Below are 13,309 nucleotides of genomic sequence, written 5' to 3' on the forward strand. Positions count from 1 at the left end.
AAACAGGCTACCAGCTTATTCTTCCCGTTGAATGGAAATGCTATGCCTTTGATTCCGAAGGTAAGTTGATTTCCCTGCAGCAGAATAACCAGCGATCGGTAAAGCTTACTTATCAGCTTCGGCTATGACAGCCTTGACCATATCGTCAGCGATACCGATGCGTTGGGGAACTCTTATACGGCAGAATTTGATCTGATGGGCAATCTGCGCCGGGAATGCAGCCCTAAGGAAAATGCCAGCGAGGAGCAGTCTCGTTACTGGCGTTATGCCTATGACGGCATGGATAATCCCATCCACACGGAAAGCCCACTGGGCGTAGTTTATGCCAAGGAATACGATGGCGAAAGCCGCCTGACCAAAGAAATTCATCCGGAGGCAGAAAACGGCGAAGGTATTTCTTATGATTACGATACTGATGGCCGCAAAATCCGTACCCATTACCCGGACGGCGGCGTGGAGCGCTCTTTCTATGATGCAGAGGGGAATCTCATCAAGAAGGTAACGCCGAACCATTATGATCCGTCAACCGATGATGGCGCAGGAACGACCTACACTTATGACGCAGGCAATCGCCGTACTTCCGTGACAAATGAAGCTGGCGACCTGCTGGAGGTCTCCCGCTATGATGCCAAAGGCCGCTGTGTTTATCATCAGGATGCAGGCCAGCTCGAAGCCAGCAGGGAAGGAATGGTCTATGCCACCACCTATCGCTATGACTTAGCAGGCAACAAGCTGGAGGAGCGCAAAGCCGTCTCAGAAAAAGACGGTGCCATCCAGTACAGCCTGCGGCGCTGGACATATGATATTCACAACAACATCACCGAAGAAAAAACATGGCTTACCCTGCAAAGCGAAACCAGTGCCAGCGGTCTGACATGCACAATCTGTAACACCTATGATAAGCAGAATAGGCTTATCCGGGTTACAGACAATTTAGGCGCAGAGGTCAAATACACCTACAACAGCATAGGCAGACGAACCAGTGAGGAACGCAAGGTCAACGCAGAAGAAACCCAGCTGATAAAATACCTCTATGATGAAACAGGCCGCCTGACCGACAGAGCCGAAAAACTCAACCAAAAGCGCAAAGGCACATGGTGGGCACATACCCGCTATGCCTATGATGCCAACAGCAATATTACCGAGATTCAGTTCCCGAATGGCAGTAGGATACAGCGTGACTATGATGCCATGGACAGGTTGACCTCTGAAACAGTAACTGACCATATTTCGGGGCAGAAAAATACAACCAACTTTGCCTACGACAAAGCCGGGAATATCATCCGCATTACGGACGAATGTGGCCGCAATGAACAGTTCACCTACAACCTGATGGACCAGCGGACGCAGGAAATCACCAGCGAAGGCCGCAAACAGAAGCTGGTCTATGACAAGGAAGGAAACATCACGGAGCGCCAGCTTCCCTATGCAATGTCCTATCGTTACCAGTATGATAATGCAGGCCGCCTGACCGCCGTTATTGATCCAGCAGGCAATGAACTGGAAACTGTCTCCTATGATAGGGCAGGCCGCAGAATCAAATTGGAAACTGCCGGTGGCAGTGGCGCAGTTTATGCATATACTGCCGCAGGCTGGCAAACAAGAATCGAAACCAAAGGAGGTGCAAGCCAATCCTATAACTATGATGCTCAGGGCAATGTCACCGGTATATGTGACGGCAATGGCAACGAAACCAGTTATGTACTGGACAGTTGGGGCCGCATCACTGAAATCCACAAAGCTGACGGCAGCAAGGAAAACTATGCTTATGATTTTGCCGGAAATATCACCGAAGCTGTGGATGGCAACGGGAATATCCGAAAGTATGCCTATGATGACAACAACCAGCTGAAATCTATAACCTACCCGGATGGCAGTGAGGAAAAATACCTTTACGGCATTGACGGAAATCTAAGCAAATTCCAAGACCGCAATGGTATAGTTAATGAGTACCAGTGGAATGTCTATGGCAGTATGACAGAGCGGAAGGCCGGAGATTTGCGGAATGTCTATGAATATGCGCCTAATGGTCAGCTCACCGCCGCCATATCTAGCGGTATGGATTACCGCTACAGCTACGACAAAGACGGTTTGTTGACCGCCAAGAAAGCCAGCGGCAGAACACTATTGGCTTATACTTATGACGAGCTAGGCCGAAAGACCAGCCAAACGGATATTACAGGGCGAAAAGTCAACTACAAATTTGACCAGTCAAACAATCTGGTTGACATATGCAACGAAGTTGACCAGTCAATTGTCAGATTTGACCGTGATGCAGACGGAGCAATAGAAAAAATTCCCCATGCCAACGGTATGTGGCAGGATATTGCCTATGATGCAGATAAGAATATCACGAGCCTGACGGTAGCAACGCCGGATAAACTGCTGGCGCAGAATACCTACCGCTATGATGGCAACGGTCAGCGGATTGAGAAAAATGAGCTGACAGGCAAAACGCTGTACACCTATGACAGCCTGAACCGCCTAGCACAGGCCGAATATCCGACTTATACGGAACGATTCACCTATGACCATGCAGGAAATCGCTTGACCAGAACGGCAAAAGACATTGAGGAACAATATGTTTATGATGTGAACAATCGCTTGATGCAAAGAAGCATCAACGGTCAGGCAGAAAACTACCAATATGACCAGTCAGGCAATCTGCTCCAAGATGCCAATAATACCTACGAATATGACGATTTCCGTCGTACCTCAAAGGTAACAACCAATACTGGAAATACGCAGATAAACCGCTACGATGCCGAAGGCCTGCGTTACGAAATGGAAGAAAACGGCAAATTGGTGCAGTTCATCTTCAACGAGAACAAGGAAGTGATTACGGAACAAGAAGGGGCGAATATCACCCGCCTGATTCGTAACAGCGACCTTTGGGCCATGGAATCCGAACCGGAAAAGACATGGTATCACTATGCCAGTGATGAACAGGGAAGTACTATCTTCATTACGGACAAGACTGGTAATGTCAAAAACTGCTATACTTATGATGCCTTTGGTAATACCATAGAATCTGAGGAACAGATTCCCAACCGCTACAAATACACAGGCCAACAGTTAGACCCCATTACCCAACAATACTACCTGCGGGCAAGATTCTACAATCCGGCAATAGCTAGATTTACGCAGGAAGACGAGTATCACGGTGATGGACTGAATCTCTATGCCTATTGCGCTAATAATCCTGTGGATTATTATGATCCGAGTGGGTATTATAAAAATCCTGCTGGAGAAATGATAGGCGGGATATCAAAGCGAGAGTTTGATGAATATTTAGGTGATGTTGAAAAGTGTACTGGAAGGAAAATCGGTGCAGAACAAAGAGACAAATTGTATGAATTTTTAAGAACACATGATGTATCGTGTCCGGTGGATGATGCTACATATGAAGCTATCAAGGATGATTTTGATAAACGAGCAACCAAAAAACGTCTTCGAAGCGAATGGTCGGAAAAAAATAATGAAGAATGGCCTACTTATGAAAAAAATAATATCGGTAACAATAAAATAAAAGCAAAGGGAAAACATAATTATGATTTACATCATATAATTCCTAAAAAATATGGTGGCCCTAATGAGTGGTGGAATATGATTCCGGCGGCATCTCCAGAACAACATCAAGGAGGAATACATAGAGCTGGGAGCATTTATAGAAAATTATTTCCCGAAGGATGAGACTAGGAGGTAAAATTATGGTGGATTTTTCATGGTTAAAAAAGTATTCAGGTATAAAAGAAGATAGTGGTGAATACAAACATGATTTTGTTCCGCTGAACTGTAAAGATATTTTTGTGCAGGAAGAGCGATTGGGGTATCCGTTCCCAACGGAGTTGAGAGAGTTTTATTTGCAGGTTGGATATGGTATTATGTGTGCACAAGATGAGGACTATTTAAATATGATTATGGCACCAAATGAAGTTGCTGATTTTATGCTTGGAGAAGGGATGTATGGAAATAGCGGTTACAGAAATGAAATTGATTTAAAGACAAAAATGGTATTTTTATATGTTGGGGATGAAACATATTTATGTTTAGATGTTGGAGAGAAAGATTCTGAAGGAAGATGTCCTGTAGTGTATGTTAAGCCAACAAAATGTGTTGTTTTAGCAAGATCTCTAGAAGAGTTTGCTAAGAAAATGGATGAATCTATGAGTTATTATGTAGATATTTGGTAAGAATTATTGACTCAAAACGCTAAAGAATGAATGGATTTACCTGCATGACTATCTGGCAGAGGACGATCTTTATGCATCTGTTGAAGAGTTCGCTTATGTCTGGTATAACCATGTGCGGCCACATTCATATAATGGTTACAAGACTCCGTTCGAAGCCAGGACAGGAATCAGCAATTATTAAGACACAAGTGTTACAAAAATGCTTGACCACTACACCATTTAGATTGATACATTTTGTCCTTGCTTATGTAATCGGATTGGTTTTGTATGCTGTTACTCATAAATATAGTCCGGAATATGTGAAAAGCAGAGTCAGGAATGTATTAGTTGTTTTGTGGATTGTCATCATGTTGGCTGTTGTTATAGATATGAATTCTAATTGGGAGTTACTTAAATGGATTTAGATTATATTTTAATCAAGCTTTAATGAAAATGTAATCCTGCTCTAATTGAAAGAGAGTATCATTTGTAATAGGTAGAGAAAAAAACGATGGGGGCATCGTGCCATGGAGATTTTCTTTGGCACGATGCCTCTTTTTGTCGGGCTTCGGGATAGAGGGCTTGAAGAGAAAGGAGCGGCTGTGTTAGAGCAGGTTTGGTTTGAGTTGCGTCCGGACGAGGATATCGTAAATCCCATAATGCCAATCGGGATTCCAATGCAGGACTATTCGCAGGTGATGATAGCAGGGGATTTTGCAAGGCTTCGGGATCGTGTCGGCTTCTATGAGCCGAAAATTGGGCTGGAGGTTTGCGATTTTCTGTTTGCGCCGACATTCATGGTGGGGAAAAAGATGATTTCGCTGTTTCGCGCATTGGCTCCTGAGCTGGAGACGCGGACACTGGCACTTTTTCCAGTAGAAGGAGATGGCCCGGAAATCAATTATTGGATTCCCTATTTGCCGCCAGTTGACTGTTTGGAAATATGCCAGGATAGCTGTTGTGTGCGGCCGGATTGCCTTGCAGGTCAAGTGATGGTGAAGTGTGAGCGGAAGCGTGAGGCTCACTGGATTTTCTCTTTGGCGGTGGCGGAGCAGATACTTGCCCGCGGTCTGATGGGCGCTCATTTTGTACGATTATCGACAGCAGGGAAGGGGGAGCAGATTTGAAGATTGCACATAATTCATTGCGTGTGGAAGGATTTCCCTGTCATAGGATTTTGGAAATGGAACTTTATCATGTACCAAATGCGTATGGCCGGGCTAGGCTGGTGATGGAAACAACGGCTCAGGAAATCGAGTTTTTTATTCCCCGGGCAGGCGAAGAAAAGGTGAAATTGCTGGCCGTGGATGACAAAGGAGGGGAAAGAGTCATTTTTTGCGGTTGCCTGGCAGAGCTGGATTATGAGCTGAGCAGTCAATATGCGGTGGTTACGTGTTTGCTGTACGATACCTGTAGCCAGTTGGATTTACGCTGGCAGAATCAGACCTATCAGAATCTGCAGGAAAATTATCAGACGGTGTTGGAGCGTTCCTATCAGCTGGCTGAAGTGAAGACAAATCTTATCTTTGGTGTACAGGACCGGCAAATTGGCAGATTTCTGACACAGATGCAGGAAACGGCCTGGATGTTTTCCAAGCGCTTGGCTTCGCATTTTCATACGGCGATATTCAGCCGTATGAATGAGTTTGTGCCTACATTGTCCGTAGGAATTCCGGCAGGTGATGGGACAGTCCTCCAATTGAATGGTGCAAATGCCGTCTATCAACAGGATAATTGGCGTTATTTGCGTTATCGTCTAAATCAAAAACAGGCAGGTAAGGGTGCAATTTCGGAGGCTTTCCAGCGTATTTCCTGCGAATCCGATGATTATGCCTGTTTGGGAGCAGAAGTCGAATTTCGTGGGAAAAGATACATCATCAGCCGGGTGCAGGGGAGTTTGCGGGATGGCCAGCTACATATGAAATATGAATTGGCAGACAATCGTGGTATGTTGATGCCATTGTATCAGCACCCGCATTGTGGCGGTCGTATCAGCAAAGGAAAAGTGCAGGCGGTAGAACGCGATCGGGTTAAGGTTTGGTTTGATGAAGTGGATGAGAAGTATGATGTTGCTGGCAACGCATGGTTTCCCTATTCTACGGGCTATTCGTCGCAGGATGGCAGTGGCTGGTATGTTATGCCTGAAGAACAGGATGAGGTTCGAATTCTTTTTCCCTCCCATGAAGAAGACGCAGCTTTTGGGGCTAGTGCGGTCAATCAGGCCCCGGCTCGGTCAGAGCGCAATAAGTATTTTCGTGCCCCTGGTGGCAATAATGTGTTGATGGATGAAGATGGAATCACGTTGGACTGTGCCTCGGCTGATTCTTTTATTAGAATTTCGCAGGAGAAGGGAATCCGGATTTATTCGACACGGCCTATTACCGTAGTAGCAGAAAAAGATATGGATATATATGGGAAAGAAGGGGTTTTGGTAAAAGCTGATGATAAGATTACCCTGCAGGTGGGGGCTTCCAATATTCATATGGATGCAAATGAGATTGGCATGGGAGCGGATACCGTTGCAATCGGAGGTGATGAGGAATGAAGATTACGCATCAATGCTTGCGGGTAAAGGGAATAGATTTTCTGCGGCTGCAGAATATGACCATTCATCATCGTCCAAATCATTTTGCCTTTATGCAGTTGATTGGTGAGGCCGATGCTGCGGTGATGGAACCCTTTATGACGAAGTCGGAGGAAACGCTGATAACAGTCTGTGTTATCGATCTGCGAGGGGAAGAAACGGTGATTTTTCGGGGGTATATCCTGAAGTTTCACTTGCGGGAAAAGAAACACTATAGTCAGGTGAAAATATTGTTGGCAGATGCCTCTTATCGTCTGGATTTACAGCAGGAACGGAAATCGTTTCAAAATCTGCAGAAAAACTATGGGTCGATTGTATCAGAAGCTTGTCAGCAGAACGGCTTGGGAGACAAAGTCCAGGTTATCATGAAAGTGCCAGATAAGCCCATCGGTGAGTTCATTCTGCAATTGGATGAAACGGATTGGGCTTTTGCCAGAAGGATGGCTTCCCATTTTGGGGTTCCTGTTTTTACGGATTGTCTGGCGGAGCATCCTGTCTTGTTTATCGGTCTGCCGCAGAAGGAAGGAAAGGAGAGTGTATTGGATAGGGCTGAATACAGCATCTGTTATCGGGATGGAAAACGTCAATTTTGGCAGGAAAATGCGCTAGCGGACAAGAGACAAAGTATGGCGGAAGATTTCGTCTGTCGATTTGTGGAGTCTGATGAATATCTGCCGTTAGGGGCGAAGGTTTCTTTTGGAGGGAAATCTTATTATATTGCGGCGGTAACGGGGAAATTGCGGGATGGTATGCTGCATATGCGTTATCGATTGGCGGGCAGGGAAAGCTTCATGGTTTCGTTGATGAAGAATTCATCCTGTGCAGGTCTGGTGCTGATTGGGCAGGTGAAAGAGGTTCAGCAGGACAAGGTAAAGGTACATTTCGTGCATGTGGATGCAAAGTATGATGAAGGAACGACAAAATGGTTTCCCTATTCGACCTCATATTCATCGAGTGATGGCAGTGGCTGGTATGTCATGCCCAGTGAAGGAGACTATGTGCGTGTTTTTTTTCCCACGCAGGAAGAAAAGGATGCTTTCTGTGTGAGTACGGTCAATGCAGCTCCACCGGCGAATACACGCAATAAAACCCTGCGCGCTCCTGGCGGCAAGGAATTGTTGCTTACGGATGATAGTGTTCATTTGATCACAAAACATCAGGATACGTTCATCGATATGTCAGGGACGGGAATCCATGTGTCTACATCGAATGCCATTAAAGTAAGAGCCGATAAGAAAGTCATCCTACGAGGGAAAGAAATAGAATTTCTCGCTGAGAAGAAAATAAAACTGATGGCTGGTGGTACGACTGCAATAATGACGCATGGGGAAATACAGCTGGCTGCGAAAGATATCTTGGTTGGGGGGATATGAATGTCAGGGAATAAAAATTACATGTCAATGGATGCGTGGTATACCTATTGCGATCATGGCTCAGATAAGCAGAAGGTTTATCTGGAAGAGTCACATGGTGTGATAAATCAAAAGGACAAAAAACCTGTATTAAATGCCAATGACTATAAGTATCCGGATAATATCAAAGGCTATGGCAAATGCAAGGCAAAAGGCAAACATTTGGTGTTGAGCAGGCGCTGGCGCCGAAAAAAACCGGGAGACGTTATCGGTGTGTGCAGACCGGAACTGCATGAACCATGGAAGGACTGTGATCCACACTATACAATCGAAGGAGCACCCGTGGTTCTGGATACAAGTTGCTTGCACTGTGCCCGTGGGGGCGTGATTCGCTTTATGAAACCTGATGCAGAAAATAATATGAAAGATGCGGATCAAGACGAATACAGCAGCTTTGCTGGCTTTAACAAGACTTTGCAGGGCGTTAACGAGGCAATAGTCAACTGCATACCGGATAATATGAAAACTGGAGATAATAATCATCTGTTGAAATTGGGGACAGATGAATTTGGAGCTTATATAGATTTATCATTTAATGCTTTGGACGTTGATAACAGAGAGACAGAATTAAAAAAAGATCCAACAGATGGCTGGAAATTGGAGCATGGAAATGCAACGCAAGTAAAAGTGAACGTAGAGTTAGGGGGATATTGTAAAGATCTAAGTGCTTCTGTTGGCACGGAGTTGGAGGTCGGTAAAATAAAATCTGGCAGTAAAGAGCCGGAGCCGGCTGATTTAAAGGTATACGGGAAGGCATCGGTAAAGGATAAAGGGGAACTAGAGGCATCGAAACATCTTCTGGAAGATAAAGTTGAAGCAACTTTTGAAGCGGGAAAAGCAAAGCTTTCGGCCGAAAAAAGCAAAGGTAAATATGGAGCAAGTATTAGCGTTCGTGATAAACAGGATTAGAGGAGTGGTAGTTAATATGAGGAGAATATGGAAAAAACTTTTGGTCGTCGCATTGGTATTTTTTACTGGTACTGTAAGTGGTTGTACTGGAAACTCGGAATTACATGGTGGAAATTATGATAATAAGGATTGCTGGAAAACTATAACTTTTACACAAAATAGTGGGCGGAAATTATCCTTGGATCTTCCGTTTGAGTTGAATGATAATGGTGATTTTGAGTCAGATGATATTGTTCGAAATGCGGAATGGCACAGATATGAAGATGATAATATATTTGTTAGTGTAGATCATTGCAGATTTTTTGATGCGAAAAGCAAGATTAACTTCAACCTGCAGACGTTTATGGCTGATTTTGTTAATTATGAAAAGATGCATCCGGCTTTACAAAAAATAGAAACCAGAATAATAAATGGAAAAGAAATGACATATGCTGAAATCCAGGCAGAAGACAATGGTCGGCGTAAGATTGAATGTTTGGGGATGGATTCGGGAAAAGAATCATGGACAATTGTATATGTTTATAGAAATGATGATACTGCTATGCAGAAACTGGTAGAAAAATCGATGGCAACAGTTTCATTGCAGTGAGGGAGAGAGTATGGAAGCATTATCATTGGGTGATATACGAGCGGAAGGACTTCCCGTTGGCAGCCTTCAAAGCTTCTGGGTGCGTACGCATGCTAATCAGCATGGATATTGCCATATTGTTCTGGAAGTGAATGCGCAGGAAAAAGAAGATGAATTGTTGTCATGGCGTCAGCGGGAGGTGAAAGTATATGGCAAGGGACAATTGTTATTTGTTGGTGTGGTGACCGGCGCAGGAGTGAAGACTGTGAGTGGGCATAAAATCATGTCAATTGATTTATTATCCCTCTCGAGGAAGATGGATGTGAAAAAGAAGAGCCGCACCTTTCAGGCATTGGACAAGACGCTGGGGGATGTGGCCCGGGAAATCGCAATTCCTTATCATGTGGACGTGTTGATTGAAAATGATGTGGTGATTTCGCGTATGCTCTATCAGCATGATGAGACGGACTGGGAGTTCTTGCGGCGGCTTTGTGAGAGTATGGGGCTGATGCTCTTTTGTGATAGCAGCAGCTCTATGATCCGCCTGAGTCTGGGGTTTGTTCCGTTCAGGCATTATGAATGCGCGGGCAGGATCAGGTCTCATGGCAGCCATGTATCTTATTTCGAGGTGCAGCGTCGGAGAGAAAATACCAGAAAAAAGTCCCGGGTAGATGAGTTTGCGGACACAAAGCTCAGTACTTATGACTTGTTGCCTGGCGCAGGTTATGGACTGATGCTGGCAGAGCGTGAGCAGGCTGTTCTGGGCAGTCAGATAAGAGTGAACGGTGATTTTTTGGACAATGAGCTGTTGGTTCGGCATCGGGAAGGCCTGTGTGCGACCGCAGCCGTGCAGAAAAATCGTTGGCATAAGCCTTGTTACATTCCCGGCGAGGTGATTGCCGTTCAGGGGCAGCAGGTCAAGATGAAATTTGAGTGTGATGATAAGCAGGATGAGGGAAAGGCAAGATGGATTGCCCATGAGAATACGGTCAATAACTATATGTATTCGATGCCGGATGTTGGGGATAAGGCGTTTGCCTATTTCGAAGAAAGCGGCGAATTGGTGGTCTTGGGGAGTCATCGTGGCGGTTTGGACGGGAATACGGATTATCAGAATCCGGAGAATCGCAGTTTGACCTCGGAAAATCAGATGATTCAGTTCCAACCGGAGAGTACGGTCTGCATTGCCGGGCGTGATGGTGAGCAGTCTTCACGTATAGTGGGGGATACCAGTGCGGGGATTGACATCATATCGAGCGAGGATATCCTGATTCAGACACCGCAGAAGCTTACGCTGCAGGCTAAGGAGGAAAAAGCTGATGATAAGGCGGTGAAGCTGATGCCTGGGTTTAACCGTGGCTATAATGCGTATACAGGGGCTGGTGGCGTGCCATTGGAACAGCGTTATTCCTTATTGAAAGCTGCAGAGTTAGGCGTCGATACAGTTTCCATGAATCAATTGAGTCCAATGCTGGAACCGGTGGCTGCTTCTTCCGCAGCCAAGTCATTAGATGCCTGCACGAAAGGACGATAAGATATGTCAAGGATATGGCTCAGTTCAGATCATTCTGTAAGCTTTGTGGTGAAAGATACAAAAATACTTTTGGATGGAGATGCGAAGAAAATACTTTTGCTGGCGAAGATTGTAAATCAGGAGGGGTATAAGCACGCAAAATATACAATCAATGTAAAAACTTCGGCACAGTTGCAATATGAACAGACATCCGCTGATTTGAAGGCCGCTGCCCGGGCTGCATTCCTTGTCGGTTCTTTTATCCCGTTCCCACCTGTGCAGATTGCCTGCGCGGTTGGTTCAGTCGCGATGGATCTTTATGATGCCAAAGAGGCCGCAGATCGAGGCGATACTGCGGCAAGAAATTGGAATATTGCCTTTGCTTGTATGGATGCTATACCTTTGATAAAAGCTGTTAATGGATTTTCACGTGTGGGCAATTTGGCTAAGGCTGGAGCATCAAAGGTTGGAACATTTGCAGAAAAAAATGCCGCGAAGGCGGGACAAATGGCTGAAAAAGCTATTACACGCGCTGGCGAAGTGGCCGATGCAGGCCTTGCACGTGCCGGAGAATTGGCTGGTGCTATTGGTGAATCAAAATTGGGGCAGGCTTTGCGTCCTGCCGGAACTGCGGCAGTGGATATGATGGAAACATTTCGGAGTTGGGCGGGAAATTCAAAAGTAGTCCTGGGCGCTCAGAAAATTGGTGCACAGGTGATTGAGAAGGGACGAAGGGCAATTCCTGATTTTGTAACAGCTCATCCACGTTTGATCAGTGATTTGAATAAAGGACGCAGGCTGGCTATAAAAGCAGGCGCACGAGGCTTTGAAGCCGGACATGATCTGGCGATAAAGGGAGCAGAGATGGGCAGGGATGTTTGGGAGGCTGGCGGCAAATATGCGGCAAAGGTCAGGGATATGGCAGCGAAAGCTGGAAACATTGCCGAAAAGGCCGGTGATTTTGCAAAACCAGGGATTGAAAAAGTACAGGCTGTCTTGACGAGTAAGCCATCTAAGGTCATCAGGGTGACAGGGGCAGGGCTGGCAAATTATCAATATAATGATGCACGAAATCGAAATAAATTGAAGGAAGATCTAAATAAAAATAAAGTGGTAGAGAAGAAATGAAGCATTTTACATTGAATGATTATTATAAAAAACGGTATTTCCCGCTGGAAGAGGAATTGTTATTAGAGATAAATCGATATTGCATTGAGCAGCAGGCAGAACTGCAAGCGGGATTTTGGAGATGTTTGCATCAGACGATTCAGGATATTGCGGATAACATAAAAACACCTGTCAGCAGATTATATTGTACATTGCAATATACGGATTTTCTCAGTGGCAATGCCAGTATTTGCCTTTATTTTTGTGATGAACAAGGAAATGCGTTGGTCTGTGGCCGGTGGGAATGTCCTTGGTTGATGACATTTTGGCAGGATTTTGAAAAGAAAGTTATAGATGAGCGTGATTATGTCCGTTCGAATCTGCATCCGTCGATGTTCCGTCCCTTTTATCCGGGTACGATCCGACAGCTTATGGAAGTGCTGGGGGAATATTTCAAGGTATGGATGCCGCTGAGAATGGAAGAATTGCTGATGGGGGTGTTGCATACCGCTGAGTTCTATGTGACGATGGGGGAGTATCTGGGAGAGCAGAAACTGATATGGCGGCTACGGCCGCAGGTGAATCTGTTGGCGTACAGTGGTCAGCATAACTTGCCTGAGGACGAGCTGACCTATCGCAGTTTTCAAGGAAAACGCTATCGTGTACAGACGCTCGGGGCGCTTAATTTGCAAAATTGCAGGTTTGATGATTGTCTGTTTGAACCATGGAAGTTTGCACAAACAGATTTGCGTAATGTGTTGTTCCGAAACTGCAGGTTTCATTTGACGGATTTTACGCAGGTAAATCTGCAGGGGGCCGTGTTTTCAGATTGCTCTTTTACGGAGTGTCGTTTCGACGGGGCTGGTGGTGCTGGTATGCAGGGCCTTTATCCTTTGTTTTTCGAAATGTGTTCGTTTGTAAAGGTAACGTTTACGGATTGTGACTGGCCGGGCGTGGAGGCCTGGGATTGTACATTCCAACAAATACGGACCGTAAACTGCCGATTTGACGATGAATTATGGGCAGAGATGAAATGAGGAGGCC

Annotated in this window: 10 protein-coding genes and 1 pseudogene; all 11 read left to right on the forward strand. The window is 45.3% G+C overall.

The window, feature by feature from the left end; translation table 11 throughout:
* Positions 1-162: 162 nt before the first annotated feature.
* Complete coding sequence (locus tag SELR_RS04305) at positions 163-3,693, forward strand: RHS repeat-associated core domain-containing protein (RefSeq protein ID WP_014423981.1); 3,531 nt, start codon at positions 163-165, stop codon at positions 3,691-3,693.
* Positions 3,694-3,710: 17 nt separating this feature from the next.
* The gene (locus tag SELR_RS04310) at positions 3,711-4,193 is read left to right on the forward strand and encodes an SMI1/KNR4 family protein (protein WP_014423982.1); all 483 of its coding nucleotides are present in this window, start codon (positions 3,711-3,713) and stop codon (positions 4,191-4,193) included.
* Between the two features lie 16 nt (positions 4,194-4,209).
* A pseudogene (locus tag SELR_RS18240) lies at positions 4,210-4,374 on the forward strand (integrase core domain-containing protein); the annotation flags it as partial.
* A 325-nt stretch (positions 4,375-4,699) separates the two neighbouring features.
* Complete coding sequence (locus SELR_RS04320; protein ID WP_014423983.1) at positions 4,700-5,299, forward strand: hypothetical protein; 600 nt, start codon at positions 4,700-4,702, stop codon at positions 5,297-5,299.
* Entirely contained in the window at positions 5,296-6,717 is a 1,422-nt protein-coding gene (locus SELR_RS04325; protein ID WP_014423984.1) for a hypothetical protein, read from the forward strand. The genes SELR_RS04320 and SELR_RS04325 overlap by 4 nt, the downstream gene beginning before the upstream one ends.
* Entirely contained in the window at positions 6,714-8,129 is a 1,416-nt protein-coding gene (locus tag SELR_RS04330; protein ID WP_014423985.1) for a contractile injection system protein, VgrG/Pvc8 family, read from the forward strand. The genes SELR_RS04325 and SELR_RS04330 overlap by 4 nt, the downstream gene beginning before the upstream one ends.
* Entirely contained in the window at positions 8,130-9,077 is a 948-nt protein-coding gene (locus SELR_RS17615; protein WP_014423986.1) for a PAAR-like protein, read from the forward strand. It abuts the gene before it with no gap.
* Between the two features lie 16 nt (positions 9,078-9,093).
* The gene (locus SELR_RS04340; RefSeq protein ID WP_041914259.1) at positions 9,094-9,666 is read left to right on the forward strand and encodes a hypothetical protein; all 573 of its coding nucleotides are present in this window, start codon (positions 9,094-9,096) and stop codon (positions 9,664-9,666) included.
* 10 nt (positions 9,667-9,676) lie between these two features.
* Positions 9,677-11,179 carry a hypothetical protein gene (locus SELR_RS04345; RefSeq protein WP_014423988.1) on the forward strand — a complete coding sequence of 501 codons (1,503 nt, stop codon included), beginning with the start codon at positions 9,677-9,679 and terminating at the stop codon, positions 11,177-11,179.
* Between the two features lie 3 nt (positions 11,180-11,182).
* The gene (locus SELR_RS04350) at positions 11,183-12,286 is read left to right on the forward strand and encodes a hypothetical protein (RefSeq protein ID WP_014423989.1); all 1,104 of its coding nucleotides are present in this window, start codon (positions 11,183-11,185) and stop codon (positions 12,284-12,286) included.
* Positions 12,283-13,302, forward strand: a complete 1,020-nt coding sequence (locus tag SELR_RS04355; protein ID WP_014423990.1) for a pentapeptide repeat-containing protein — start codon at positions 12,283-12,285, stop codon at positions 13,300-13,302. The genes SELR_RS04350 and SELR_RS04355 overlap by 4 nt, the downstream gene beginning before the upstream one ends.
* The last annotated feature ends 7 nt before the right edge of the window (positions 13,303-13,309 follow it).

Origin of the sequence: Selenomonas ruminantium subsp. lactilytica TAM6421, assembly GCF_000284095.1 — a bacterium.
GTDB lineage: Bacteria > Bacillota > Negativicutes > Selenomonadales > Selenomonadaceae > Selenomonas_A > Selenomonas_A lactilytica.

Excerpts from the sequence above, each read along its gene's own strand:
- SELR_RS04310 (WP_014423982.1), top strand. The coding sequence starts at position 3,711 with ATGGTGGATTTTTCATGGTTAAAAAAGTATTCAGGTATAAAAGAAGAT.
- SELR_RS04320 (WP_014423983.1), top strand. The coding sequence starts at position 4,700 with ATGGAGATTTTCTTTGGCACGATGCCTCTTTTTGTCGGGCTTCGGGAT.
- SELR_RS04330 (WP_014423985.1), top strand. The coding sequence starts at position 6,714 with ATGAAGATTACGCATCAATGCTTGCGGGTAAAGGGAATAGATTTTCTG.
- SELR_RS17615 (WP_014423986.1), top strand. The coding sequence starts at position 8,130 with ATGTCAGGGAATAAAAATTACATGTCAATGGATGCGTGGTATACCTAT.
- SELR_RS04340 (WP_041914259.1), top strand. The coding sequence starts at position 9,094 with ATGAGGAGAATATGGAAAAAACTTTTGGTCGTCGCATTGGTATTTTTT.
- SELR_RS04345 (WP_014423988.1), top strand. The coding sequence starts at position 9,677 with ATGGAAGCATTATCATTGGGTGATATACGAGCGGAAGGACTTCCCGTT.
- SELR_RS04350 (WP_014423989.1), top strand. The coding sequence starts at position 11,183 with ATGTCAAGGATATGGCTCAGTTCAGATCATTCTGTAAGCTTTGTGGTG.
- SELR_RS04355 (WP_014423990.1), top strand. The coding sequence starts at position 12,283 with ATGAAGCATTTTACATTGAATGATTATTATAAAAAACGGTATTTCCCG.